The 26,710-nt window shown below is 57.3% G+C and carries 23 protein-coding genes; 6 read left to right on the forward strand and 17 right to left on the reverse strand.

All coding sequences use genetic code 11. The annotated features are described in order from the left end of the window. Positions 1-150 precede the first annotated feature (150 nt). Positions 151-573: a hypothetical protein gene (locus ACTG2T_RS17450; RefSeq protein WP_330124853.1), complete on the reverse strand. Its 423-nt coding sequence runs from the start codon at positions 571-573 to the stop codon at positions 151-153. Positions 574-640: 67 nt separating this feature from the next. Here ACTG2T_RS17450 and carA point away from each other — a divergent pair, with 67 nt between their 5' ends. The 3 genes from carA to ACTG2T_RS17465 all read left to right on the forward strand — a co-directional run bounded on the left by carA (position 641) and on the right by ACTG2T_RS17465 (position 6,475). After that, positions 641-1,777, forward strand: a complete 1,137-nt coding sequence (gene carA / locus ACTG2T_RS17455; protein WP_330124854.1) for a glutamine-hydrolyzing carbamoyl-phosphate synthase small subunit — start codon at positions 641-643, stop codon at positions 1,775-1,777. Positions 1,778-1,797: 20 nt separating this feature from the next. Beyond that, positions 1,798-5,022 carry a carbamoyl-phosphate synthase large subunit gene (gene carB / locus ACTG2T_RS17460; RefSeq protein WP_005337626.1) on the forward strand — a complete coding sequence of 1,075 codons (3,225 nt, stop codon included), beginning with the start codon at positions 1,798-1,800 and terminating at the stop codon, positions 5,020-5,022. A gap of 301 nt (positions 5,023-5,323) precedes the next feature. Continuing rightward, the gene (locus tag ACTG2T_RS17465; RefSeq protein ID WP_100646200.1) at positions 5,324-6,475 is read left to right on the forward strand and encodes a DUF1615 domain-containing protein; all 1,152 of its coding nucleotides are present in this window, start codon (positions 5,324-5,326) and stop codon (positions 6,473-6,475) included. A gap of 58 nt (positions 6,476-6,533) precedes the next feature. On the opposite strand, the gene ACTG2T_RS17470 is transcribed toward ACTG2T_RS17465, so the two are convergent. From ACTG2T_RS17470 to ACTG2T_RS17495, 6 genes are all read right to left on the reverse strand, one after another. Beyond that, complete coding sequence (locus tag ACTG2T_RS17470; RefSeq protein ID WP_021230633.1) at positions 6,534-7,352, reverse strand: HAD family hydrolase; 819 nt, start codon at positions 7,350-7,352, stop codon at positions 6,534-6,536. Between the two features lie 17 nt (positions 7,353-7,369). Further along, positions 7,370-7,960 carry a hypothetical protein gene (locus ACTG2T_RS17475; protein WP_330124855.1) on the reverse strand — a complete coding sequence of 197 codons (591 nt, stop codon included), beginning with the start codon at positions 7,958-7,960 and terminating at the stop codon, positions 7,370-7,372. 69 nt (positions 7,961-8,029) lie between these two features. Further along, the gene (locus tag ACTG2T_RS17480) at positions 8,030-8,656 is read right to left on the reverse strand and encodes a phospholipase D family protein (RefSeq protein ID WP_021230635.1); all 627 of its coding nucleotides are present in this window, start codon (positions 8,654-8,656) and stop codon (positions 8,030-8,032) included. 312 nt (positions 8,657-8,968) lie between these two features. After that, positions 8,969-9,352 carry a hypothetical protein gene (locus ACTG2T_RS17485; protein WP_042056543.1) on the reverse strand — a complete coding sequence of 128 codons (384 nt, stop codon included), beginning with the start codon at positions 9,350-9,352 and terminating at the stop codon, positions 8,969-8,971. 86 nt (positions 9,353-9,438) lie between these two features. Next, a complete protein-coding gene (locus ACTG2T_RS17490; protein ID WP_330124856.1) occupies positions 9,439-9,981 on the reverse strand; it encodes a hypothetical protein in 543 nt (180 codons plus the stop codon). A gap of 626 nt (positions 9,982-10,607) precedes the next feature. Continuing rightward, complete coding sequence (locus ACTG2T_RS17495) at positions 10,608-11,531, reverse strand: autotransporter domain-containing protein (protein ID WP_330124863.1); 924 nt, start codon at positions 11,529-11,531, stop codon at positions 10,608-10,610. A gap of 265 nt (positions 11,532-11,796) precedes the next feature. On the opposite strand from ACTG2T_RS17495, the gene ACTG2T_RS17500 reads away from it, so the two are divergent. Next, entirely contained in the window at positions 11,797-12,672 is an 876-nt protein-coding gene (locus ACTG2T_RS17500; RefSeq protein ID WP_330124857.1) for a flagellar protein MotY, read from the forward strand. Positions 12,673-12,755: 83 nt separating this feature from the next. Here the strand turns inward: ACTG2T_RS17500 and gloA are convergent, their stop codons facing one another. The 9 genes from gloA to ACTG2T_RS17545 form a co-directional block, all read right to left on the reverse strand. Beyond that, positions 12,756-13,169 (reverse strand): lactoylglutathione lyase, encoded by a 414-nt coding sequence (gene gloA / locus ACTG2T_RS17505; RefSeq protein ID WP_005337610.1) that lies wholly within the window; start codon positions 13,167-13,169, stop codon positions 12,756-12,758. Positions 13,170-13,225: 56 nt separating this feature from the next. Then, positions 13,226-13,867 carry an endonuclease III gene (nth, locus tag ACTG2T_RS17510; RefSeq protein ID WP_244774162.1) on the reverse strand — a complete coding sequence of 214 codons (642 nt, stop codon included), beginning with the start codon at positions 13,865-13,867 and terminating at the stop codon, positions 13,226-13,228. Between the two features lie 16 nt (positions 13,868-13,883). Next, positions 13,884-14,645, reverse strand: a complete 762-nt coding sequence (locus ACTG2T_RS17515) for an electron transport complex subunit E (RefSeq protein ID WP_005350792.1) — start codon at positions 14,643-14,645, stop codon at positions 13,884-13,886. A 15-nt stretch (positions 14,646-14,660) separates the two neighbouring features. Further along, on the reverse strand, positions 14,661-15,293 hold the full coding sequence (gene rsxG / locus ACTG2T_RS17520; RefSeq protein ID WP_005359614.1) for an electron transport complex subunit RsxG: 633 nt from the start codon (positions 15,291-15,293) through the stop codon (positions 14,661-14,663). A 43-nt stretch (positions 15,294-15,336) separates the two neighbouring features. Then, positions 15,337-16,389, reverse strand: coding sequence for an electron transport complex subunit RsxD (gene rsxD / locus ACTG2T_RS17525; protein WP_005337606.1), 1,053 nt, complete (start codon positions 16,387-16,389; stop codon positions 15,337-15,339). A gap of 11 nt (positions 16,390-16,400) precedes the next feature. Then, on the reverse strand, positions 16,401-19,352 hold the full coding sequence (gene rsxC, locus ACTG2T_RS17530) for an electron transport complex subunit RsxC (RefSeq protein ID WP_439973803.1): 2,952 nt from the start codon (positions 19,350-19,352) through the stop codon (positions 16,401-16,403). A 14-nt stretch (positions 19,353-19,366) separates the two neighbouring features. Continuing rightward, positions 19,367-19,945, reverse strand: coding sequence for an electron transport complex subunit RsxB (gene rsxB, locus ACTG2T_RS17535; protein ID WP_139493998.1), 579 nt, complete (start codon positions 19,943-19,945; stop codon positions 19,367-19,369). Positions 19,946-19,947: 2 nt separating this feature from the next. Continuing rightward, positions 19,948-20,529, reverse strand: coding sequence for an electron transport complex subunit RsxA (rsxA, locus tag ACTG2T_RS17540; protein WP_005337600.1), 582 nt, complete (start codon positions 20,527-20,529; stop codon positions 19,948-19,950). A 181-nt stretch (positions 20,530-20,710) separates the two neighbouring features. Continuing rightward, a complete protein-coding gene (locus ACTG2T_RS17545) occupies positions 20,711-23,854 on the reverse strand; it encodes a DUF3427 domain-containing protein (protein ID WP_330125535.1) in 3,144 nt (1,047 codons plus the stop codon). Between the two features lie 153 nt (positions 23,855-24,007). Here ACTG2T_RS17545 and ACTG2T_RS17550 point away from each other — a divergent pair, with 153 nt between their 5' ends. Both ACTG2T_RS17550 and ACTG2T_RS17555 read left to right on the forward strand, forming a co-directional pair. Continuing rightward, positions 24,008-24,475: a hypothetical protein gene (locus tag ACTG2T_RS17550; protein WP_330125536.1), complete on the forward strand. Its 468-nt coding sequence runs from the start codon at positions 24,008-24,010 to the stop codon at positions 24,473-24,475. Positions 24,476-24,638: 163 nt separating this feature from the next. Beyond that, a complete protein-coding gene (locus ACTG2T_RS17555; protein ID WP_330125537.1) occupies positions 24,639-25,007 on the forward strand; it encodes a VOC family protein in 369 nt (122 codons plus the stop codon). A 122-nt stretch (positions 25,008-25,129) separates the two neighbouring features. Here ACTG2T_RS17555 and ACTG2T_RS17560 read toward each other — a convergent pair whose 3' ends face one another. Continuing rightward, positions 25,130-26,710, reverse strand: a complete 1,581-nt coding sequence (locus tag ACTG2T_RS17560; protein WP_330125538.1) for an alpha/beta hydrolase — start codon at positions 26,708-26,710, stop codon at positions 25,130-25,132.

A 26,710-nucleotide genomic window follows, 5' to 3' on the forward strand; every position in this document is an offset into this window, starting at 1 on the left:
TACCCCAGTGAAAAACCCCGGCTTGCCGGGGTTTTTGCTGTCAGTTAGCCAGAGTTTGTGTAAAAAGACACGCTGCCTGTAATTTTTAACTGAATGCCTTATAAATCACACTATTGCGTGAACTGCCAGATTTTCCCTTCCTGAATGTCATCACCAGGTAACAGATTTGAGCATCTTTATGGCGGATAAAGCCATTTTTTTACACCAGCAAGAAAAGACTAAAAATTCAAACGCGAAAAAACGTTTTCCATTTTTCATGTTCACTCTTGTCATCATAAAAGCGTTAAATCTGTCATTAATGTTTTTTGTGTAAAAATAAATGTCATTGTTTTGATTGGTTTTTTTGTTTGTTTTTGTCGCTATTGCTGGCTTGGCGTCATCTTTTGGTGGTGGTTTTTCATTTTCTTTCATGGGAGGGGGTTGCAAAGCGATTGAGTGCATAGATAATGGGTAATGTTGCTTTTTTATTGAATTTAGATGCATTTCATCTGAGAAAAGACGTTGAAATGCCACTTTTTTTAAGTAGAATGCGCCCAATTTGCCAGAAATCTGCCGGGTTCGAGTCCTGTCCAAGACCGGAACCGAGCCCGCAACACCCAGGTAAATTGCTGAATTTAAAGCTAAATAACTGGAGGTTGTCTTGAATCACACTGCATTGCTAGTGCTGGAAGATGGAACTGTGTTCAAAGGCGTGTCGATAGGCGCCGAGGGATGTTCCGTTGGTGAAGTGGTTTTCAATACGTCGATGACGGGCTATCAGGAAATCCTCACCGATCCCTCTTATTCCCGTCAGATAGTCACCCTCACTTACCCCCATATAGGCAACACCGGCACCAACAGCGAAGATGAAGAGTCCAGTCAGATCCATGCTCAGGGATTGATCATCCGGGACCTTCCGATACTTGCCTCCAATTTCCGCAATCAGCAATCCCTCTCCGAATACCTCAAGTCTCACAACATCGTTGGCATCGCCGACATCGACACCCGCAAACTGACCCGCATCCTGCGCGAGAAAGGCGCTCAGGCTGGCTGCATTCTGGCCGGGAAACAGGTCGATGAAGCCTATGCCCTCGAGCAGGCCCGCGCCTTCCCCGGTCTGAAGGGGATGGATCTGGCCAAAGAGGTGACGGTTGGTGAAGCGTACAACTGGACCGAAGGGAGCTGGCAGCTTGGCAAGGGGCACGTCACCCCGGATGCCGACCAGCTGAAATACCACGTGGTAGCCTATGACTTTGGCGTCAAGCGCAACATCCTGCGGATGCTGGTTGACCGTGGCTGCCGCCTGACCGTGGTGCCTGCCAAGACCCCGCCCGCCGAGGTACTGGCAATGAACCCGGATGGCATCTTCCTCTCCAACGGCCCTGGCGACCCCGAGCCGTGCGACTACGCCATCGAGGCCATCAAGGCTTTCCTTAATACCAACACGCCGGTGTTCGGCATCTGTCTGGGTCACCAGCTGCTGGGTCTGGCCTCCGGTGCCAAGACCGTCAAGATGAAGTTTGGCCACCACGGCGCCAACCATCCGGTGAAGAGCCTCGATGACAACACCGTCATGATCACCGCTCAGAACCACGGCTTTGCGGTAGACGAGAACAGCCTGCCGGATTGCCTGCGCGCCACCCACGTCTCCCTGTTCGATGGTTCCCTGCAAGGTATCCATCGCACCGACCGTCCGGCCTTCAGCTTCCAGGGGCACCCCGAAGCGAGCCCGGGCCCGCACGACTGTGCCGGTCTCTTTGACCACTTTATTGAATTGATTAAGCAGTATCGCGCCTAAGAAATAGAGGAAAGAGTTTCATGCCAAAACGTAATGACCTTCAGAGCATCCTGATCCTCGGCGCCGGCCCCATCGTCATCGGCCAAGCCTGCGAATTTGACTACTCCGGCGCCCAGGCGTGCAAAGCCCTGCGCGAGGAGGGCTACCGCGTTATTCTGGTCAACTCCAACCCGGCCACCATCATGACCGACCCGGAGATGGCTGACGCCACCTACATCGAGCCCATCACCTGGGAAGTGGTGCGCGAAATCATCAAGAAAGAGCGCCCGGACGCCATCCTGCCCACCATGGGCGGCCAGACTGCGCTTAACTGCGCACTGGCACTGGAGAAGCATGGCGTGCTGGCCGAGTTCGGTGTCGAGATGATCGGTGCCACCGCCGACGCCATCGACAAGGCCGAAGACCGCTCCCGTTTTGACAAGGCGATGCGCAGCATTGGCCTCGAGTGCCCGCGTGCCGGTATCGCCCACAACATGGAAGAGGCGTGGGGCGTGCAGCAGATGGTCGGCTTCCCCTGCATCATCCGTCCCTCCTTTACCATGGGCGGCTCCGGCGGCGGCATCGCCTACAACACCGAAGAGTTCGTCGAGATCTGCGAGCGCGGTCTGGACTTGTCGCCGACCAAAGAGCTGCTCATCGACGAGTCGCTGATCGGCTGGAAAGAGTACGAGATGGAAGTGGTGCGGGATCGCAACGACAACTGCATCATCGTCTGCGCCATCGAAAACTTCGACCCCATGGGTATCCACACCGGTGACTCCATCACGGTCGCGCCAGCCCAGACGCTGACCGACAAGGAGTACCAGCTGATGCGCAACGCCTCCATGGCGGTGCTGCGCGAAATCGGCGTCGAGACCGGCGGCTCCAACGTCCAGTTCGGTATCAACCCGAAAGATGGCCGCATGGTCATCATCGAGATGAACCCGCGGGTGTCGCGCTCCTCTGCGCTGGCCTCCAAGGCGACCGGTTTCCCCATTGCCAAGATCGCTGCCAAGCTCGCCATCGGTTACACCCTCGACGAGCTGATGAACGACATCACCGGCGGTCGCACTCCGGCCTCCTTCGAGCCGGCCATCGACTATGTGGTCACCAAGGTGCCGCGCTTCAACTTCGAAAAATTCGCCGGTGCCAACGACCGTCTGACGACCCAGATGAAGTCGGTCGGCGAAGTGATGGCCATCGGCCGCAACTTCCAAGAGTCCCTGCACAAGGCGCTGCGCAGCCTCGAAACTGGCAAAACCGGCTTCGACCCCATGGTTGACCTCAATGCCCCGGACTCCCTGACCCGCATCCGTCACGAGCTGCAGGACGCCGGTAGCGACCGTATCTTCTATATCGCCGATGCGTTCCGCGCCGGTCTCTCCATGGACGGCATCTTCAAGCTGACCAAGATTGACCCCTGGTTCCTGGTACAGATTGAAGATCTGGTGAAGCTGGAAGAAGAGGTGAAAGAGCGCGGCATGGCCGGTCTCGATGCCGACTTCCTGCGAGCCCTCAAGCGCAAAGGCTTTGCCGATGCCCGTCTGGCCAAGATCCTCGGTGTGGCCGAAGGGGAAGTGCGCAAACTGCGCGCCCGCCACAACATCTTCCCGGTCTACAAGCGGGTCGATACCTGCGCCGCCGAGTTCGCCACCAACACCGCCTACATGTATTCGAGCTATGACGAGGAGTGCGAAGCGGCCCCGAGCAACCGCGACAAGATCATGATCATCGGCGGCGGCCCGAACCGTATCGGTCAGGGTATCGAGTTCGACTACTGCTGCGTGCACGCGGCGCTGGCCCTGCGCGAAGATGGTTACGAGACCATCATGGTCAACTGCAACCCGGAGACCGTCTCCACCGATTACGACACCTCGGATCGCCTCTACTTCGAGCCGGTGACCCTGGAAGATGTGCTGGAAATCGTGCGCATCGAAAAACCCAAGGGCGTCATCGTTCAGTACGGTGGCCAGACCCCGCTGAAACTGGCCCGAGCACTGGAAGCCAACGGCGTGCCGATTATCGGTACCAGCCCGGATGCCATCGACCGCGCCGAAGACCGCGAGCGCTTCCAGTCTGCCGTCGAGCGCCTTGGCCTCAAGCAGCCGGAAAACGGCACCGTCACCGCGCTGGAGCAGGCCGTGCTGCTGGCCGAGCGCATTACCTACCCGCTGGTGGTTCGCCCCTCCTACGTGCTGGGTGGCCGCGCCATGGAAATCGTCTATGACGAGCAGGATCTGCGTCGCTACTTCGCCGAGGCGGTCAGCGTCTCCAACGAATCGCCGGTACTGCTGGACCGCTTCCTGGACGATGCGACCGAGCTGGACGTGGATGCCATCTGCGACGGAACCGACGTGGTCATCGGCGGCATCATGGAGCACATCGAGCAGGCCGGTATTCACTCCGGTGACTCCGGTTGCTCCCTGCCTCCTTACACCTTGTCCAAGAAGATTCAGGACGAGATCCGCGAGCAGGTGCGCAAGCTGGCGCTGGAGCTCGGCGTTATCGGCCTGATGAACGTGCAGTTCGCGGTCAAGGGCGATGACATCTACCTCATCGAGGTGAACCCGCGTGCTGCCCGTACCGTGCCGTTCGTCTCCAAGGCGACCGGTGCCCCGCTGGCCAAGATTGCCGCCCGTGTGATGGCCGGTCAGTCGCTGCAAGAACAGGGCTTTACCAAAGAGATCATCCCGCCCTACTACTCGGTGAAAGAGGTGGTACTGCCGTTTGCCAAGTTCCCGGGGGTTGACCCGCTGCTGGGGCCGGAGATGCGCTCTACCGGTGAGGTTATGGGGGTGGGCAGCAGCTTTGCCGAGGCCTATGCCAAGGCGCAGCTGGGTGCCAACCACGCCGTACCGAAAGAGGGGCGCGCCCTGTTGTCGGTGCGCCACAGCGACAAGGCGCAGGTGGTCGACTTGGCCGCCAAGCTGCTGGAGCTGGGCTACGAGCTGGATGCCACTCACGGCACCGCGGTCGCGCTGGGTGAAGCAAGCATCAACCCGCGCCTGGTCAACAAGGTGCACGAAGGTCGCCCGCACATTCTCGACCGCATCAAGAATGGCGAGTACACCTACATCGTCAACACCGCCGAAGGGCGAGTGGCGATCCAGGACTCCAAGCAGCTGCGTCGCGCCGCCTTGCAGAACAAGGTGGCGTATACCACCACCATGAATGAGGCGTTTGCCACCTGCATGGCCATCAGCGTGGATGCCACCGCCAACGTCAACTCGGTGCAGGAGCTGCACCAGAAGGTGAAAAACCGCTAAGAGTTTGCAGCGGGCATCAGCCCGACTTGCCAGACGACCAACCCCCGCCAGCGATGGCGGGGGTTTCTTTTTATCAGGCGCTCACCGTTCGGTTCGGGCCGGGTGAATCCTTGAAGAAGGTCATGTCTTCCTCATCGCAGACAACGGATGGCGCGTGGGGTGGCAAAAGCTGGCAAGGGGAGGGGATGCTGCGAGCGCGGGTTTCAACTGCAGCAGGCAATCCTCTACAATGGCCCCACTTTGCTTGTCAGTGCAGTGCCAGCGGCGCTGCCTGTAGGGCCTACAAAAAATGGACATGCTTATGACCGCTTTGCCTTCCTGTCGTCTTCTTGCCTTCTGCGCTGCCTTGTTGCTGGCCGGTTGTGCCAGTGATCCCGCCTCCGCGCCTGCCAAAGAGGCGAGCGTGAGCAACCCCAAAACGCCGCCTGCCATGCAGCCGCGCAAACCGGCGGATATGAAGAGCCGCATCGTGCGCTTCTTGCCCCGTCAGGTGCCTGACAAACAGGGGTGGGCCAACGACGTGGTGACGGCGCTCACCACCCAGGGGGTGACGGTCAATGATCACAATGTCTGCAGCGTGCTGGCGGTGGCGGAGCAGGAAGCCACTTATCAGGCCGACCCCGTGGTGCCGGGCCTTGGCAAGATCGCCTGGAAAGAGATCAACTCACGGGCAGCCAAGCTGCTGATCCCCGAATTTATGGTGCGGGCCGCGCTCTCCATCAACTCGCCCACCGGCAAGAGCTATGCCGAGCGCATCGACAAGTTGCGTACCGAACGGGAGATGAGTGAAATCTTCGAAGATATGATCAGCATGCTGCCGATGGGCAAGACGCTGTTTGGCAACCTCAACCCGGTGCATACCGGTGGCCCGATGCAGGTGAGCATCGCCTTTGCCGAGGCCAACGCCCGTGGCTACCCCTATCCAATCAAGGATTCCATTCGCCACGAAGTCTTTACCCGTCGCGGCGGCATCTGGTTTGGCACCAAGCATATCTTCGGTTATCCCGTCGACTACCCGGATACCCTCTACCGCTTTGCCGACTTCAACGCCGGCTGGTATGCCAGTCGCAATGCCGCTTTTCAGGCCGCCGTCAGCCGCTTGAGTGGCAAAACTCTGGCGCTGGACGGGGATCTGATCCGCTATGACTCGGATCTGCCGGGCAACACCGAGCTGGCCGTCTACACCCTCGCCAACCGGGTCAATATGAGCAAACAGGCGATCCACCAGAGCCTGCGTAAAGGGGATACCGCCGAATTTGCCGAGACCGATCTCTACCATCGCATCTTTACCCTGGCCGACAAGCAAGCGGGCAAGCGACTGCCCCGCGCCATCCTGCCCGGCATTCAGCTAAAAAGCCCGAAAATCACCCGCAACCTCACCACCGCCTGGTTTGCCAAGCGGGTAGATGACAGGGAGCAACGCTGCGTGCGGCAGATGGCGACGATTCGCTAAGAAACATCAAGGGCGGCCAATTGGCCGCCCATATTTATATCAATACATAATTTAAGAGTTATCCCTTTCTTTTAAATAGCCTCAACAAGCCTTTCACAGTAATATCTAGGTGACTACCTTCATCATACAGAGCAGGAACAACATAATCAGCTCTCTCTTCAGAAATGAGTTTTTCAACTTTGTCTTGAGTTGATTTCAAAGGCCATTTTTTGTTATCAAAGACTGCTATAGATCTACCACCTTGATATCTGACCATCTTCATGGATGGAATGTCTGTATCACCATCACCAAGATATATCATCCTCTGGAAGGGGATATCTCTATCTTGAAGTTCAATAAATTTGTTTACCTCTCCATTATCCCAAGAATTATGTATCCCTTTGTTTATTCTAAATAGAAACTGGGTCTTTGTTGTATAGTTTATTGCTTGAGCTGGCCATGTTGCGTAATACTTATCATCTGAGTAGTGATACTTGCAAGCGTAAATGTCACGAAATTTATTTCCAATGCAAGTACCTCTGATCATTGCATCAAGACCGCTTGATATAATGTAATGCTCTAATTCTAGGTCAATACTTTCTGCAAACCTGTCAATTCTGTCAAACCATGACTCGACGCCACTGAATAGGGGGATAGATTGTCCATGCATCATTAGTTTTTCTGTACTAAGGACATCAGATTTAAGCATGCGAGCCCTTTCTGCCAGCATGCCAAGATAGGTTAAAATTTCATCGCCGTCATCGTCCTTTGCTCTACGCTTAACACTAGCCCAAAATTCAGGAATATCTGTTATCTCTAATTCGGGCATAACCCCATGCTGGGCGCAATCACCTTCAGCCAAGGTTCCATCAAAATCATAGATCAGTGCACATTTCATGAATAATCCTCGAAGAGTTAAATAGGCCAGTTCTGCTCAATCCATAATATTTCCTGACACACTTTTTCCTCCATTCTGTCTCTGTTAGAGGTAAGTCTGAACTCTTGGCCTGAATGTAAATCAAGAACGATATATTCCGCACCAACCTCTTGAATTGCTTCATGCATTAAATAGCAGATGTAGTCCGCTCGATCCTTTGTCATTCTCTGTGTCTCGGTGAAATGGAGCTTGACATGAGTTCTAACCCCATTTATTAATGCGCTTAGCTCGGGGTTACAATGAATAGTTGTACTATTAAAAACGAAGGACTCGCGCAATGATGCATAGACATCAATTTTCTTACCTGACTGCCATTGAATAAAATTTTGAGCGAGACGTTCAAATTTTATTTTTTTACTAGAGTCCTTTTGCCTTCGTGATATGTCAATCAGGTATGAAACGTGTCTCTTTTGGCTAAAAAGAGACTTTATAGCTGTTCTAAGTTGCAAGTAATAATCTTTATAGTGTGCGTAGTCACCTCTAAGAGCGATCTGTCTAAGTTTTGTGTTTTTAGGTGAGCCCGTTGCAACAGCGATATTAGTGAAATCTGAGATAGCTAACTCTGGCATACAACATCCTTATTTTAAATTTATGAATTTAGTGATCTTTTCAGGATCAAGTGATTTTTAATTCGATGCTTAGTTCTCAATAGGGAGCAAGCTGCGGCATTGTGGATAGCCGGGACAGCCCCAGAAGCTATTGCCCTTGGTGTCCCCCCGCTTGCTGATACGCAATACCATAGGGGTACCGCATTTGGGACAAGCTGGTGCCGGAGCTGTATTGGCGGTCGAGGTATCATGCTCGTCACTGTTGCTTGCGACGCGCTCCAACGTGATGCGAACCTCTTCGCTAACCCGGATAATCCGTTGGGCTTCATCATAGGCATCACGGTAAAGGTCATGATCTTCCGAGCGTTGGATCAATACCCCCATCTCGTTGTTATTGACCTGACTGAACTCGTAGAGATTGAGGCTGGTGACAATGCACATCTCTTCATTGAGATAGCACTTGGCATGGAGGTTTTTGCAAAAGCTGGTGCGGATATAGGTGAGCTCTTTGAGCCAGCTGATCTCTTCCGGTTGCAGCTCGCTTTTGCCATAGACGATCCGCACATCGATCTTGAGGCGGTTCTTGTCGGTGAGCAGCTCCTTGATCCTGTCGTTGAGCTTGAGGAAGGGGCTGATCAGGATCAGACGATCTTTGGCATCTTTGATAAGTTCTTCCAGAAAGTAGTTGGTTGCGCTGGTATTCAAAAACTTGGCCATGGCAAAAATCTCTATCCCTGTGGTGTAACTGGTGGCGCAAATACTTGGCTGGCGTTCGGCAGGTCATTTTCATTCCGGGCGCAGTGATCACCCAGCCACTGCGGCTGGCAATCGACATCATGGTTTCATGCGGACAATTGGGCGCCGAACTGAACCATCCTAACAATTTCATCAACAGGAATATGTGACAGATTGCACTAACTCTGTGACAAGGCTGGATTTTTCGGGGCGGGCTGTGGTTGATGGTAAATCGCAGGTGCAAAAAAGCCCCTTGGCGGGGCTTGGTGTCTGGCAAGGCCGGTGTCGGGATTATCAATCGAACAGGATACGGCCGCTGGTGCCGGCATCGCTGTCTTTCCAGCTGGCACCGCTTTTGCGCAGGGTGTAAGTGATGGTCTCCTGCTTGAATTTCAGGTAGTCGCTGCCGCTGTGACTTGGTTTTACCTGATTGCCATCGATATAGGTTTCCCCTGTGGTATCGACGTGAATTTCGGCCACGGTGCGGCCATCGTCAGTGACCGCTTTATAGTTGCCAGCCCACGGGCTCTCGTCGCCATACTGCACGGCCCCTTCCTGAGCGTGCGCTTGGGCATGGGTCTTGTGGCCGTGATGGGTTTTGGCCACGGCGCAGCCGGAGATACCGACCGCCAGCAGGCAACCGAGGGCGACATTGAGCAGAGTCTGTTTGGATTTCATCTTCATTTACCTGTATCAAATAATTGCAATGGATAAGGGGTGGAGCCCCACGGTCGGTGTGGGCCCCGTTGAGCCGTGGCTCGAAATCAGTCCTGATTGATGCCAGAAATATGGCCGCGGGCGTCGGTGAGGCAGTGCCAGAGCCGGTCATGGGGCCCTTTGATGTCAATCATCATCCCCGCCTGGGAGTCGGCCACATAGTCGAGGGTCAGTTTGCTGCGGCTGACGCCCGCTTTTCTGGCGACGGCGTTCATGCAGGCGTTCTCGGCAACCTTGGTTTGTGCAGTGCTGCCGTTGTAGGCACTGCTACTGGCGATTTCATTATCATCGCCGTCGTCATCGTTCTCATCGTCATTGAGCTGGCAGGCGCCGCTGTCGCCATTTTTGACAAAATAGGTGATGCCCCAGTCGCCATTTTTCACCATGGAGAGGGTGGTGCGCTCCTTGCTCGCCTCGTAGAAATTTGAATTCACTTTTTTAAGTGGAACTTGCTGGCTATTGATATAAGCCGTGCCATCTTCGACGCGAAGATTAATATGTCCAGGACAAATGGCGGATAAATCAGGCACCCCTGCATATGCGGTTCCGGTCATGACCAATACAGAGAGAGCAAGCAGCGTTTTTTTCATCAGATAACCTCAAATCAACAAGGATCAGCAAGTGTGATGTCGTCAAAATAACGGTTGCTATGCCTGAACGTTATTTCTGTGCTCATTGCACACCTGTTATCGGTAGCCCGCAGTCAGTCGTTTCAGTGCGCCTCGTCCTGCCGGGATGACGCCAAATTTAGCAGTCGGGTGATGTAAGTAAAATAAAACAGGATTAATTGGATTCATAAAATATGAAAAACTATAAATCATTTAAAACAATGAGTTAGGAGCGACTCAAGTCACTGTGAAAATGATGGGGGACCTCCGGTTTGGTTCCTTATGGATATCGATAAAGTTGGCCGTCGGTCTGTGATGTCGGGCGTTTTGTATTTTTTCTGTTGCAAGCGGGCGCAGGCTGGCGACATCACTGGGCCACTGAGCCATTGCGCACCGTAAATATACAGATAAAAACTACAATATTCTGTGTGTGAGGGTGGAAAATTTGGCCTGCCAGCAGGAAGATATTTTTACCTGATATGGCTGGGTGGTGAGAAATATGAGCGGGGATGGTTCAATAAATTTTCTATCAATACGGGCATAATTATCCGGAGTGTTACTGTACTTTCCCTGAGGATTGCCCACTCGTGGCAGGAAAATATAACGACTTAGAAACTCATGGCCAACCCGATGGAATAACCGCTGGTGTTGTGGCTGAACATATAGCGGGCAACCAGCCGGGTACGGGTGACGATGATGTCGTACTTGCTGCTGTCCAGCTCCAGACCGGCGCCGATAGAGTTGAGGGAGTCAAATCCAAGCAACCCCCGCTGCTCCCCCAGATATGCGGTATGGGCCCCTTCCAGTACATAGCGTACCGGACTGTCAAGCAGGGTCCAGTGGAATAGCGGGGCCCGGCGGCGCAGATAGAGACCGAGGTTCTCCGCTTCGGCGTGACCACGGACGCTGGTCGAGGTACCGCCAAAGCTCTGCAGGTGCTGGTAGGAGTAGCGCACTTCGACATCGATATCCTGCGCCTTTGAAAAGAGCTCGTAGTCGAGCATCAGCGAGCCTCCCAGTCCGTACATATTGAGCTGCCCACCATCGAGAAAATCCAGCGAGTAGCCCTTGGTGCGCTCCAGCAGCCAGTTGCCGATCCGCAGATCGCTGGCCATGGTACCGAGCGAGACGTTGGCGATAGGGCGCAGCACCCAGTGGCCACCGCGCGGGTCTTCATGGAGGGCGATATCCCAGCCGATCCCGCCCGAAGCTGTCAGGCTGTTCCACTTGGTCGGGAGGGTGCGGCTTTCGGTGCCGTTGCTCACCACAAACTGGGGATCGTAGCGGCTAAAGCCGATCGCCCCTTCCAGATAGATGGGCACGGCTTCGCTCATGGTTGCGCCGCCACCGATCTGGGTCATGTTGAGGGCGGCAGATTGATTGGTGCCGCTGCCGATATCGAGGTTGCTGGCGGTGATGTCGGGCACCACGGTGAAGGTCATCAGCGAAAGCACCGCATTGGCGCGTTCCTGTGCCCACTCCTGATCCTGTGTTGCAGCTTTGACGGCGCCGCCGGATAGCGCCAGCAGCATTGGCAACAACATCTGCCATAAAGAGAAGCAAGAGCGGTGCATGAGTGTGGTTCCCGATAAGCTGCTTCTGGTTGCCCTGATTTTACTGTAGCGAGCTTCCTGCCGGTTGGCACGGAGCTAAGAGGGGGGAATAAGCGCCGCTTGTGGTCGGTTGCCGCTGAGAGGCAAGCCTTTGCCACACCAACGGCACGCCTTTGCAGTTTGTCGCTAAAGCTTGGCCTCTTGCCGCCGATATCTCTTGTGAGATCGTGTGGAGGGCAAGCAATTGAACGCTTGGGTGTTGGGGTTGGTCAGCATATCCGTGAGTATGCAGTTACAGGCTGGGGTCACCGAATTTGGTGCCGGTCTGGATCAATCCGTCTGGCGTTTGATCTCCGATACCCAGATTGAGTGTCGCCTCGAACACCCGATCCCCAACTGGGGAACGGGGGCCTTTGTCAGCCGCGCCGGGCGCAAGATCAACCTCGACTTCGAGCTCAAGGGCAAGCGGCCACAGGCCCAGACCCAGACGGTGAGCCTTGGCATCATGCCGCCGGTATGGCGCCCGGGCATCGCCGGGCGAGAAGTGAGTCAACTGCGCTTCTATCAGCAGTTCGATGGGCTGGTGGAGGGGCAAACTGCCTGGACCATGCTCGACGAGCTGGAGGGGGGACGGATGCCGACCTTCCAGTATCGGGACTGGTATCGCCAGAACCGCGCGGTGCGGGTGTCGCTTTCGTCTGTCAACTTTCGGGTGAAGTATCAGGCCTTTATCGACTGTCTGAGCGGGCTCTTGCCCTACAGCTTCAACGACATCGCCTTTAGCGTGCTCACCTATGACAAGAACAGCGATCAGCTCTCCATCCCCTCCAAGCGGCGGCTGGCGATGATCAGCGAGTTTATCAAGGCGGACAAGAGCATCGGCGTGGTGGTGATCGATGCTTACAGCGACAGTTACGGCGGCCGCTGGCCGAACCTGAAGCTATCCGAGAAACGGGCCGATGCCATCAAGAAGGTGTTTGTCGATCTGGGGATAGATCCCGGCAAGATCTCGGTGGAGGGGCATGGCGAGAAGCAGCACGTTGCCTCCAACGAAACCGAACAGGGTCGTGCCAAGAACCGGCGGGTGGTGATCAGCATGGGGCGCAATGGCGAGATCTAGCGCCGTCCCCGGCAAAGAGGCATAAAAAAGAGCGCATCTGCGCTCTTTTTTGATCCTGCCATTCGGCAGCGGAATCTGGAAGCTTAGAAGCTGTCACCCAGGCCGGTACCGGCATCTTTCTTGGCGATCAGTTCAATCTTGTAACCGTCCGGATCTTCGACGAAGGCGATGACGGTGGTGCCGCCTTTAACCGGGCCCGGTTCGCGGGTGATCTTGGCACCGGCGGCGCGCAGCGCTTCGCAGGTGGCGTAGATGTCGTCCGCTTCCAGCGCGATGTGGCCGTAGGCGGAGCCCAGTTCGTACTCGCTCACCCCCCAGTTGTAGGTCAGCTCGATCACCGCTTCATCCTTCTCGTCACCGTAGCCGACGAAGGCCAGGGTGTACTTGTACTCGCTGTTCTCGCTCTTGCGCAGCAGCTTCATGCCAAGGACGCGGGTGTAGAAGTCGATGGAGCGTTGCAGATCGCCGACACGCAGCATGGTATGCAGAATTCTCATTGCTCAGTTCTCCGGGTTGGTGATGTGTACTGCTTTCAATCTCGGTTGCGAGGCTATCAGCTTTCTGGATAGACCTTCTCTTTGTACTCGCACAAGTCCTCAATGATACAGGAACCACAACGGGGCTTGCGAGCCAGACAGGTGTAACGCCCGTGCAGGATGAGCCAGTGGTGGACATCCAGCTTGAACTCGGCGGGTACCACTTTGAGCAGCTTCTCCTCCACCTGATCCACGTTCTTGCCTACCGCAAAGCCGGTGCGGTTGGAGACCCGGAAGATATGGGTATCGACGGCGATGGTGGGCCAGCCAAAGGCGGTGTTGAGCACCACGTTGGCGGTCTTGCGGCCGACGCCCGGCAGGGCCTCCAGCGCTTCGCGGTTCTCCGGCACCTCGCCGCCATGGCGCTCCAGCAGGATGGCGCAGGTCTTGATGACGTTCTCGGCCTTGGTGTTGAAGAGGCCAATGGTCTTGATGTACTCCTTGAGCCCGTCCACCCCGAGCTCCAGCATCGCTTGCGGGGTGTTGGCCACAGGATAGAGCTTGTCGGTCGCCTTGTTGACGCTGACATCGGTCGCCTGCGCCGAGAGCAGCACGGCTATCAAGAGCTCGAACGGCGAGTTGAAGTTGAGCTCGGTGGTGGGGTGGGGATTGTGCTCCCGCAGTCGCTCCAGTATCTCTCTGCGTTTCTGGTTGTTCATGCAGCCTCGCGTGGTGTCATAGCTCGGTCGCCCGGACGCGGGCCGGGGCAACGTTGCAGTGGGCCACGGTAGCGGCCTGTTTGCGGTCCCGCCAGTCGTTGATGGCGTTCTTGGCGGCGATCAACAGTCCCAACCCGATAAAGCCGCCCGGCGGCAAAATCGCCAGCAACAGGCTGGCATCGGCATGAAACAGCTCGATACGCAGGGATTTGGCCCACTCGCCCAGCAGCAGCTCGGCGCCATCAAACAGGGTGCCCATGCCGATGATCTCGCGCATGCCGCCCAGTACCAGCAGCACCAGGGTAAAACCAAGGCCCATCATCAGGCCGTCGAGGGCCGCCAGCAGCGGCGGATTCTTGGAGGCATAGGCCTCGGCACGGCCGATGATGACGCAGTTGGTGACGATGAGGGCGATAAAGATGCCGAGTGCCTGATAGAGGCCATAGGTGTAGGCGTTCATCAGCAGCTGCACGCTGGTCACCAGCGAGGCGATGATCATCACATAGACCGGGATGCGAATATCCTTCGGCACCCAGTTGCGCACCAGCGAGACGGCGAGGTTGGAGCAGACCAGCACCGCCATGGTGGCAAGGCCCAGCCCCAGCGCATTGGTAAAGGTGGAGGAGACGGCGAGGGTCGGGCAGAGGCCCAGCACCTGCACCAGCGAGGGGTTGTTCTTCCACAGCCCCTGACTCATCAGCTCCTTGAGCTCGCCCTTGCGGCTTTCCAGCTCGGCAATCGGGGTTGCGCCCGTTTCAATCTGTTCCATCTGGTTCATGATGGCTCGACTCCGTTAGTTCGCCGCCGGACAAGCCGGGGCGTTGCTGAGCAGTTCGGGTTGCTCCTGCTGCAGTTTCAGCAGGTTCTTCACTGCCTTGACCACGGCTCGCGGGGTGATGGTGGCGCCGGTAAAAGCATCAAACTCGCCGCCATCCTTCTTCACCGCCCACTGGGGCTCGTTGTCATGGGTCAGGAATTTTCCGGCAAAGCTGTTGATCCAGTCCGATTTCTTCAGCTCGATCTTGTCACCGAGGCCCGGGGTCTCGTTGTGAGCGAGCACGCGCACGGCGGTGATGGTGCCCTTGGCATCAAAGCCCGCCACGATACGGATGGCACCGCTGTAGCCATCCGGCGCGATGGCCTCCAGCGCATAGCCGGTTACCACGCCATTTTTGCTGGCGGTATAGAGGGCTTGCGGCTGATCGCTGCCCAGATACTTCCTGCTGGTCACCTGCTTGCAGCTGGCCACCAGATCGTTGTCATAGCTCCCCTCCGGCAGCAATACCGAGAGGGTCTGCTGCTTCTCCAGCTGTTGCTGGTGGGCGATTTTATCCTTGGTCAGCTCGTTGGTCAGTACCACCAGCGCGGTACAGCCGAGCGCGAACATCGCCAGAATTAGGCCGTTCTTGCGCATGCTCTTTAACATGTCCGGGCTCCATCAGCTGTGATGGGGGAAAAGGGCAGAAACATCATTGGCGACGGGCTCCATACACTTTCGGGCGAGTCAGGCTGTCAATAAACGGCACACAAAGGTTGGCCAGCAGCACGGCGAAGGCGAACGCATCCGGATAGCCGCCAAAGCGGCGGATGATGTAGACCAGCACCCCGATCAGCACGCCATAGACCAGTCGGCCGCGCGGCGTGGTGCAGGCGCTGACCGGATCGGTGGCGATAAAGAAGGCCCCCAGCATAGTCGCGCCGCTGAATAGATGGAACATGGGCGTGGCAGTCGCATCCGGGCTCACCAGATAGCCGATGGTGGAGGCCGCCAGCAGGGCACCGAGAATCGCGGTGGGAATGCGCCAGTTGATCACCTTCTGCTGCAGCAGGAAGAGGCCGCCCAGCAGATAGCCGAGGTTGACCCAGCTCCAGCCGATGCCGCCCCAACCCTCAAACAGCGGGCCGCTCAGGATCTCGCCGGTGGTGAGCCCCTGAGTCAGGCCGGTTTTCAGGGTATCGAGGGGAGTTGCCATGGTGAGACCATCCACCCCCTGCTTGAGCTGGGCCATGCTGTAGCCGTCGAGGCTAAAGCCGGTGAAGATCACCGACGCCGCATCGCCAAAACCGAGGCTGTAGGCGCGCACGCTCTCCGGCGGCAGCCAGCTGGTCATCTGCACCGGGAAGGAGACCAGCAGCAGCACATAGGCGACCATGGCCGGGTTGAACAGGTTCTGGCCCAGTCCGCCGTAAAGGTGCTTGGCGACAATGATGGCAAAGGCAGTGCCCACCACCAGCATCCACCATGGCAGCAGCGGCGGCAGGGAGAGACCGATCAGCACGGCGGTGAGCGCCGCACTGCCATCCATCAGGGCAGGCTTGATGGCGCGGCCCCGCAGCTTGAGCACCAGCGCCTCGCACAGCAGCGCGGTCACCAACGCCAGCAGGATCTGGATAAAGGAGCCCCAGCCGAAGAACCAGGTCTGGGCCAGCAAGCCCGGCACGCAGGCCAGGATCACCAGCAGCATCAGGGTTCGGGTCTGTTTGCGGTTATGGGCAAACGGCGCAGTCGCAATATTGAACATGAGTCTGTCGATTACCTTGTGGTTGTTCGGTCGGCTGACGGGACATCTTCAGCGGCGGTCCCGGCGGCTCTGGCTGCCTCGGCCGCCAGCTTCTTCGCCTTGGCGCGGGCCACCGCGGCTGCAATGGCCGCTTTTTTCGGATCAACCGGGGCATCAGCCGCAGGGGCGTTCGCTTCAGGCACGGCAGTGACGGCAAGTGGTTGCTCACTGCTGGCTGCATCGCTTTGCATCGGCTCGGCCGGTGCGCGCTCCCCCTCAGTTCCGGCACTCTCTAATTGAGTACCGGCATTTTCTACCTCTGCACTGATACGCTCGCTCTGCTGGGCCAGTTTTTTGGCCTTGGCTCGGGCGATGGCTGCGGCGATAGCGGCTTTCTTGGGATCGACAGCTTCGCTTGCAGCCGTATCGCTTTGGCTGGTGGTTACTTCGCTCTTGGCTACCGTCACGTCGCGGGTCTGTGCGCTGGCAGTTGGCTCACTCTGCGCACCCTCAGCACCGGCACTTTCGCCCTGCTGGGCCAGCTTTTTGGCCTTGGCCCGGGCGATGGCAGCGGCGATAGCGGCCTTCTTGGGATCGACCGCTGCACTTGCAGCCGTATCGCTTTGGCTGGTGGTTACTTCGCTCTTGGCTACCGCCACGTCGCGGGTCTCCTCGCTGGCAGTTGGCTCACTCTGCGCACCCTCAGCACCGGCACTTTCGCCCTGCTGGGCCAGCTTTTTGGCCTTGGCCCGGGCGATGGCTGCGGCGATAGCGGCCTTCTTGGGATCGACCGCTTCACTTGCAGCCGTATCGCTTTGGCTGGTGGTTACTTCGCTCTTGGCTACTGTATCATCGCGGGTCTGTGCGTTGGCAGCTGGCTCACTCTGCGCACCTTCAGCACCGGCGCTGTCGCCCTGCTGGGCCAGCTTTTTGGCCTTGGCACGGGCGATGGCAGCAGCAATTGCCGCCTTCTTGGGATCGACCGCTTCGCTGACAGCAGATGGCGCATCGCTTTGCGTGCCAGCCTCGGCGGTCACGCTGTTGGCTGCGCTTACCGGCTCGCCACTGGCCTCAGCCTTTTTGGCTTTGGCACGGGCAATGGCGGCGGCAATTGCTGCCTTTTTCGGATCAACCTCTGCTTTTTGCTGATCAGCATCTACCGCAGGCGCAGCAACGGCTTCGGCAGCCACAGGCTCGGCGCTATCGCCAGCTTGTGCGGCTTTCTTGGCCTTGGCGCGGGCCAGTGCGGCGGCGATGGCCGCTTTCTTGGGATCGCTGGCGGGGTCAACCGCTTCGGCGGATTGCGGCGCAGCGACTGTTTCGCTGTTTGCGCTTTCCGCCAGCTTGGCGGCTCGGCGCGCTTCCGCTTCCCGTTTGCGGGCTTCGCGGGCGGCGATCACGGCGCTATTGTCAGGCAAGCCCTCGGCGGTGGCTGCAATGGCGGTGATGGGGGCATCCTGCTTGGCCTTGATACGGGCGAGAGCCGCTGCCACCGGATCTTCCCCGCCTGCGGCCGTCATGGTTTGACGGCGCTGGGCGGCGGCTTCGGCGTGGCGCGCTTCGCGGGCCGCTTTCTCCCGCTCGAAACGGGCCTGCTTCGCCTCGAAACGCTGCTTGGCGCGTTCGGCTTTTTCGGCCTCGGCACGGGCTTCGCGAATGTCGTCTTTGGCGATCTTGTAGTACTGCACCAGCGGGATCTCGCTGGGGCAGACCCAGGCGCAGGCGCCGCACTCGATGCAGTCCATCAGGTTGAGCTTCTCGGCCTTGTCATACTCCTTGGCCCGGCTGTACCAGTAGAGCTCTTGCGGCAGCAGAGTGGCCGGGCAGGCATCGGCGCAGGCGCTGCAACGGATGCAGGGCTGCTCCGGGCCGGGGGCGGGTAGTTCGGCCTGCGTCGGCGCGAGCAGGCAGTTGGTAGCCTTGACCACCGGCACCATCGCGTGGGGCAGGGTAAAGCCCATCATGGGGCCACCCATGATCACCCGCTGCTCCGCTTCCGGTTGCAGTTCGAAACGCTGCAACAGCCAGCGCACCGGCGTACCCAGGCGTACCCAGGCGTTGCCAGGTTTCTTGAAGCTGTCGCCGGTGAGGGTGACGATCCGCTCGATCAGCGGTTCGCCGTCGATAATGGCGCGCTTGATGGCAAACACGGTGGCGACGTTGAGCACCATGATGCCGATATCGACCGCGCGGCCGCCTTTGGGCACCTGACGGCCGGTGAGCAGTTCGATGGTCTGCTTGGCACCGCCAGAGGGGTACTTGGTCGGCACCGTCTTGACCAGCACATCTTCATCGGTGGCGTGGCGGGTCAGCTGCTCGATCGCCTCGGGCTTGTTGTCTTCCACCCCGATCAGGGTGAGTTTCGGTTTGAGCAGGTGCTTGAGCACCCGGATGCCATCCATGATCTCGTCGGCGTACTGCTGCATCAGCCGATCGTCGGTGGTGATATAGGGTTCGCACTCCAGCCCGTTGACGATCAGGATCTCGGTGAGCTGGCCGCGGCCGTCGAGTTTGCTGTGAGTGGGGAACACGGCGCCGCCAAGGCCCGCTACCCCCGCCTGCTGGATGCGTTCGAGCAGCTCGCCCCGCTCCAGATTCCAGTAATCGGGTTTGCCATTGCGCTCGCCCCACTCATCCTCTCCATCGGGGGTGAGAATGACGCAGAGATCGCCGAGCCCGGAGGGGTGGGCAACCGTGTGGTTGCCAATCTCGGTGATGGTGCCGGAGGTAGAGGCATGGACAGGGACGACCCGCCCCTTGGCATACCGGGTCAGCGGTTGCCCTTTTTTGACCTTGTCGCCCACCTGCACCAGCAGATCGCCGGCGGGGCCTGCGTGCTGGCGCAGCGGAATAATCAGGCGTGGCGGCAAACCGGCGTCTACCACCGGGCTCTGGCTTGATTGCAGCTTGTTGTCGGCGGGGTGAATGCCACCGTGAAAGTCCCAGAGCGTGCCGGCTTTGATACGTTCGAGTAAGGAATGCATGGTTGCTCCGCTGTTTATTCCACAATCTTGACCGGAATCTTGCCCGGAACATGCACGTTATTGAGATCCCACTTCCAGTTATCGACCGTGGTGGGCACCGGAATCATCTCGATGCAGTCGGTCGGGCAGGGATCGACACAGAGATCGCAACCGGTGCACTCGTTGGCAATCACGGTATGCATCGCCTTGGTAGCGCCGACGATGGCGTCCACCGGGCAGGCCTGAATGCACTTGGTGCAGCCGATGCACTGATCTTCGTGGATAAAGGCGACCTTCTTGACCGGCACGGCGGCCTCGTCACTGCCCCCCAGCGGTTGGGGCTCGACCCCCATCAGATCGGCAATCTTGCGCATGGTGGCCTCGCCACCGGGTACGCACTTGTTGATCTGATCGCCGCCCGCGAGCGCCTCGGCGTAGGGTTTGCAGCCGGGATAGCCGCACTGGCCACACTGGGTCTGGGGCAGCAGGGCATCGAGCTGATCGACGATGGGGTCTGCTTCCACATGAAACTTGACGGCGGCAAAGCCCAGGATAATCCCGAACGCCAGCGCCAGCAGGGTGAGCACCAGAATGGCAAAGAGAATATGGATCATGGTTATATCTTGATAAGGCCGGTAAAGCCCATAAAGGCCAGCGACATCAGACCGGCGGTGATCATGGCAATCGACACCCCGCGAAACGGCGCGGGCACATCGGCGGCGACCAGACGCTCGCGCATGGCGGCAAACAGGATCAACACCAGCGAGAAGCCGGTGGCGGCGCCAAAGCCGTAGATCACGCTCTGGATAAAGTCGTGTCGCTCATTGATGCTGAGCAGCGCCACCCCGAGCACCGCGCAGTTGGTGGTGATGAGGGGCAGGAAGATCCCCAGCAGGCGATAGAGGGTCGGGCTGCTCTTGCGCACCACCATCTCGGTAAACTGCACCACCACGGCGATCACCAGAATAAAGGCGAGGGTGCGCAGATAGGCGATATCCAGCGGCAGCAGGATATAGTGCTCCACCAGATAGGAGCTGGCACTGGCGAGGGTCATCACGAAGGTGGTCGCCAGCCCCATGCCGATGGCGGTTTCCAGCTTGCCGGAGACCCCCATAAAGGGGCAGAGGCCGAGGAATTTCACCAGCACGAAGTTGTTAACCAGCACGGTGCCGATCAATAAAAGCAGGTACTCAGTCATCAATTACCGTCACTGAAAGTCGGGTTATCGGGGTTTGAAGGCGGGCGGTATTATCTGACGTTAGGGCCAGTTAAACAACCGCAAGGCCGCATGGTTATTATGCAACTGGATAATTTAGCCGGGGTTTTGGGCAAGAACCCGGTGGGTTTTGCGTCATCTTCCCACCGGGTGATAAGTCTTACTAACCAACAGCCAGTTTGGCGGCCTCTTTCCACATAAATGGCGGCATCGGAGTGGTGAGTCGCCATTTAATGTTCATCGGTTGGCTGCCAGTGTGGGATACGTACTCCACCTCACCAAAGTTCACAAAGCCAAGGGTACGGCCAAATTCATCTTTGCTCTGCTCGCGGACGAACAGAAACAAGCGCTTACCTTCTGCTCTGTGGTTTATGTAACTCAGTCCCTTACCCCGTTCTGGGCGAGCGCTGTTTTGGCTCTGCCAATGAAACAGCGACTCGTTGATGGCGTAGTCGTGATAACGGGTAGTGGGGGAGAAGTGCTGTTCCGTTTTGTTCAAGGTCACGAACAGCGACTCGATATTTTGCTCTGCGATGACATAGACCCCTTCGCGAGCAGTGGGTTGCTGCGCGAAGGTGGTCGCGCCAAAGCCAACCAGCACCTGCTCTCTGGCATAGCGAGCATGCAGTTGCAGCGGATTACCGGGAAGGTTTGGCATGGCGCTTTGTTCGTGTTGCACCCGGTTGATCAGCATGGGTAACAGATCTGCCAGCTCGGCCCTTAATTCAGGTTGATTGAGTTGTTTCAGGCTGTGCGCCAAGGAGCTAAAGCCAGCAGTGGGGCCGCTTTGTTGCCAGAAGTCGTAATGGCACATCAAGGCCATCCGCTCATCGTGCTCAGCCGTTAAGGTAAAGGCGCTTTCCACCAAGGTTTGTAAGAAGTTCAAGTAATGGAGCGCATCGCAGCTCAATAGCCGGGTTCTGATGGCCCGGGTGTAGAGGGTCGACAGCTTCTCATCGCTCATTTCAGAAATGGTATGGTTGCTAGCCTGTTTGACCAAGGCGCTCCAATTGCCGCGCTTGTAGATCTCCTCAAGGCTGATGTGAGGGTAGAACTTCAAAAAGTTCGCCAGCGTCAGCGGTAAATCACAATCCAGTGAGAAACGGCGGATCAGGCCCATGAGGCGTGAGGTATTGAGGGTCGCCTTTTTGATATTGCTCAGAATTAACTCTTGGGTTTGTTTTGAGAGTTCGATGCGGCAGCCCAAGGGGGCGTGAGGGAAGCCCTGTTTGATTTCGTGGCTGATCGCCTTGTTGGTTTTGCCCACCAGTGCCCGGAATTTCTGGGCAAAGTCATACTCCGCGCGGGCATTGCCAACAAAGTCCAACACGGTGCAGCACTCTTTATCGCTCGCCAGCCGCAGGCCGCGCCCTAATTGCTGTAAGAAGATGGTGAGGCTTTCCGTTGGTCGTAAAAACAGCAAGGTATCGACTTCCGGGATATCAACCCCTTCGTTGAAGATGTCCACCACGCAGAGAATATTGATAACCCCAGTGCGCAAATCTTGTTGTTTACTATGCCGCTCGTCTCGATTATCGCTGGTGAGGATGTCAGCCTTGATGCCCTTCAATAAAAATGCCTTGCACATAAAGTCGGCATGTTCACGGCTCACACAAAATGCCAGCGCTTTGATCTTGGTAATATCGGTGACGATCTCATTGAGGCTCTGGACTATTTTCTGTACCCGCTGCTGATTGTGGGTATAGATATTGGTGAGCTCAGTGATGTCATAACGGCCATTTTTCCAAGCCACTTGGCGCAAGTCAGTATCATCATCGATACCAAAATATTGGAACGGACAGAGATGGCGACGATTGATAGCCTCGGGCAAGCGTATCTCTGCTGCGATGACACCACAAAAGTCGGCAAGAATATCACTGCCATCATGGCGCTCTGGCGTTGCGGTTAATCCCAACAAAATGTGAGGTTCAAAAGCGGCGAGCAGACCGCGATAACTGGCCGCCGCAATATGGTGAACCTCATCGATGACGATGTAATCGAAATAGTCTGGGCTAAGACGTAAATTAGCCAGCTGGTTATTCAAGGATTGCACCGAGGCAAATAGCTGACGGTAGTGGGTTGGCACGGCACCGCCGACCAAGAGTTCGCCAAAATTGGATTGCTTGAGCACTCCGCGGTATGAGGCCAATGCTTGGCGCAAGATCTCCTCTTTGTGGGCGACAAACAGAAACTTGGCATCGGGTTTGGTTTTCAAAAAACGCGCAAAATCAAAGGCGGATATCAGGGTTTTCCCTGTACCGGTAGCCGCTACCACCAAGTTACGAAAGCGCTGATGTAAAGCGCGTTCCATCGCCAATTGTTCAAGGATCTCCAGTTGATGGGGAAACAGCGTGATATCAAAGAAATAGGCAGGGCTATTTTTGTCCCCATCCCCACGGGCCTCTTGCAGCGCATGCTGCAATTTTGTACGGCTTTCGAGCTTGCCATCAAACAGCTCAAAATCATCGGATTCCCAATAGGTTTCAAAGGTACTCAGGGATTTCTCGATAATATGCGGGATCTCTTGCGAGGTGATTTTTAGGTTCCACTCCAAGCCGCTGGTGAGGGCAGAGTGAGAGAGATTGGAGGAGCCTATATAGCCGGTATGAAAGCCGGTATTCCGGCAAAAGAGATAGCTCTTGGCATGCAACCGCTCGCGCTGGGTGTTATAGCTGAGTTTGACTTCGGTATTTGGGAGACTAGCTAAAAATTCAACTGCCTTGGCGTCGGTCGCCCCCATATAAGAGGTAGTAATTACTTTTAATTGGCGGCCGCTGCGAGTGAACTCTTCCAGCTCATGACGGAAAATCCGGATACCTGCCCATTTGATAAATGAGACCAGCCAGCAGATGCTATCTGCCGATAATATTTCCCGTTTAATCTCCGACTCCATCGACAAACCCGCATTGCTGCCACAAAACAGTTCGCTCTGAGTGAGACCTGTCAGAGGGAAAATATCCTCGGCATATTGCTTTAAATTGGCGGAAATGGGGTTATCCAACTGGTAGAGCGCTGTCAGAATTTTTCCCTGACTATCGATGAGGTTCTCGCTAATAAAGTCTGGGTCTTGTGTGCGATCCTTTAGCCAAAGCAATAACTGGTTAGCCAGCTCAATCTGCCGTTGCAGCTGATCCTCTCCAGTTACCGAACCAACCGCATATTCCAAAACCCGGCTCAGAAATCTGGATAACCAAACTGCCGCTTCGGCAGGCTCAAGTTGGCGTTCCCCCACGTAAAAGTGCTCGCGGTCGAGTCGAGATGTCAGCAGTTGAGTAATGAGCTGTTCATAAATACCGCATTGTTGCATCGCACTTTAGCCTTGAACGTTGTACATGAGGGTGGCGAGAAGAGTATCATTTTTTCCAACCAAATCAGTAAGCTGTTGTCGTCTGTTACTCGTTTGAAAATCGCTCCGGTTTTCGTGATACAGCCCGACAGTGACAACCACAGGGAGGTGGTGATGGATCCGGTTTCCTATCTTTTTTCGGCTTATCTCAATCTGGTACAGCAGCAGGTTGCGGATATCTATGGCACCGAGGCCAAGACGCTGGTGGTGCAGTATGAGGGGGAGTCGGTCCCGTTCTCTTTTCAGCTGTGGCAGATCCAGCAGCCGAGCGTTTGCCGTCCTTATGAGCAAGATGTGCGGCGCTTTAGCCAGTGCACGGTCAAGGCGTCCGCCCTGTTTCACAAGCTGTGCGATGACTTGACCCGGCAGGATGACAGCAGTTGGCAACTGCCCAAATTTCGCACCATGTACTGCTCGGCTGCCGTCAGTTATCGGCCGATGATTGCAGAGATTGGGGATGCCAAGCAGAGTCCTGCCAAGCTGGCGGAGCGCGCCTGCAATCAGGCGATTCTGGCGGCAATGGACAGTGACGATGAAGCCCTGCTGGCCCAGCGGGAGAAAGCGTGCGCAGCGGTGCAGTAAAGCGAATTTATCTGACCAGATCATTTGCGCTCGCTTTGCGCGTCACGACACACATGGGCTTCCCCTTACCGGGTATGATGGGGTTGCCCGCCGTGGCGGCAACAGCCGGATGTTTGCGGGTATATGCCGGTCACATCAGCCAGATCACCACCAGGAGGTAACCATGATCAGCCATATCGACCATCTGGTATTGACGGTCAGTGATATCGAACGGGCCGTGGCGTTTTACAGCTCGGTGCTCAATATGGAGGCCATTACCTTCGGTGCGGGGCGCCGGGCGGTGGGATTTGGTAACCAGAAGATCAACTTGCAACTGTTGGGGCAGGAGCCTCGTAACCGAGCGCAGGTGGGGTCGGGGGATGTCTGCCTGATCACCCGCTGGCCGCTGGAGCAGGTGATGGCCCAGCTTGCCTGCCACGGGGTGGAGATTGTCGAGGGGCCGGTGACCAAAAGCGGTGCCAGCGGGCCGATAGAATCCATCTACTTCCTCGACCCTGACCAGAACCTGATAGAAGTCAGCATCTATCCCTGAGTCCACCAAGCCATCAGTCCCATCGCCATCATCAATAGAAAGGGGCCGTCAATTTACGGCCCCTTTCTTGTATCGCCATCGACCCTGCGCCAGTGGCTCTTTGCCGATACTCCAGAAACGCCCTAGAAAGGCGCGTTGCTCTCGTCGCTCTCCTGTAAAAACTGCTCCAGCTCGGCCTGATAGGCCGCATCATATTGACCACTGCTGGTTGGGGTTACGGCGGCAGACGGGGCGACGGGAGGGGCGGTGAGGGTCTCCATCACCCGCTGCTGCAGATAGGGGTAGAAGGGGTTGGAGGAGGTGCGGGTGAGGGCGCCGGGGTTGACGATCAGCACGCCGCGCTCGCCACGCAGGGCCAGACCACCGAGGTTGATGCCGTATTGCTCCCGCTGCTGCGGGCGCGCTGCCATGCCATAGAGGGGGTCGTCCATCGGGAAGGGGAGCGCCACATGGGAGAGGGAGTAGATCTCCTTGGGATAGTCGATGCCTAGCGGGCGGACCTGCTCAGGCTGGTCTGCGCTGGCCAGCGTTCTGGCCTGCGTCGCGGGGGAGGTTGGCTCGACATTACCCACCACGGTGAGGCGATAGTGCCCGGGGGCGTTTGGCAGCAAGCGGTGCAGCGCCAGCTCTGAGGCCGAGCTCATAAGCGGGCCAAACAGGGTGCTGCGGTTGATATCAAACAGCACCAGTTCGCTGCCGTTGGCCGGCAGGTAGTGGTAGAGATCGGCAATGATGGAGCGGGTGCTGACGGTGTAGTCCATCACCGACTGGAAGGTGAGGGCAGGGGGAAACGCCGCCAGCTCGCCACTGGCGGCCAGCTGGCGTACCTGCTGCTGGATGGCGTGAGTCAGGCGATAGGACTGGCGCGCGCCGTTGACCGGAAACGAGTTGTACTTGAACGGGTTGAACTCCGGCATGGTGTCGAGCCAGGCGGCGTTGGCAAAGGCGGGTAGCAGGGCTGGCACGGCCTTGAGCCCGGCGAAGCGGGCAAAGCGGGTCACCCCGATCATCGGGGAGATCAGCACCAGCCGATCCGGTTTTGCCAGCGTGCCGCTCGGGTCGGCCAGTGCATCGAGCGCATATTTCACCGCCAGCGCGCCGCCGTTGGAAAAGCCCACCAGATGCAGCGGCCGCTTGCCCGGTGCCAGCAATCTGGCCTCCCGCACCGCGAGTCGGGTGGCGGCCAGCCAGGTCTCCCAATCCACATCCACGAGGCCAGCGGGTACGGTGCCGTGGCCGGGGATCCTCAGCCCCAGCGCGATAAAGCCCTGCTGCTGATAGCGTCTGGCCAGATGGCGCAGGCTGTAGGGGGAGTCGGTCAGGCCGTGCAGCAACACAGCTACCCCTTTGACTTCCCCCTCGGGGCGCAGCAGGTAGGAGCGGTTCCAGTTCTGCTGAAAGCGGGCGGGATTGATGGGGGCGTCCTGATAGTAGCGATTGCTGGCCAGTTGCTGCTCCGGCGGCGTCTTGGCGACCACCTCGGTGGCCACCAGCTCGAACAGCTCTGCTTCGCGAGCCAGATAGGCTTGCCAGTCGCTGTTGTCGAGCTCATCGGCACTGAGTTCGGGGGGCACCACTATGTGCCACAGCTGCAGCGGCGCTGCCTGCCAGGCGAAGTAGGCGATCACCGCCCACGCGGTCAGCAACAGCAGCAACAGGGTCAGCAGAGCACGGCGAACAAGGCGGCGAGTGTGAGCCAGCAT

The sequence above is a fragment of the Aeromonas sp. 75A genome, from assembly GCF_051919425.1.
Classification (GTDB): domain Bacteria; phylum Pseudomonadota; class Gammaproteobacteria; order Enterobacterales; family Aeromonadaceae; genus Aeromonas; species Aeromonas veronii.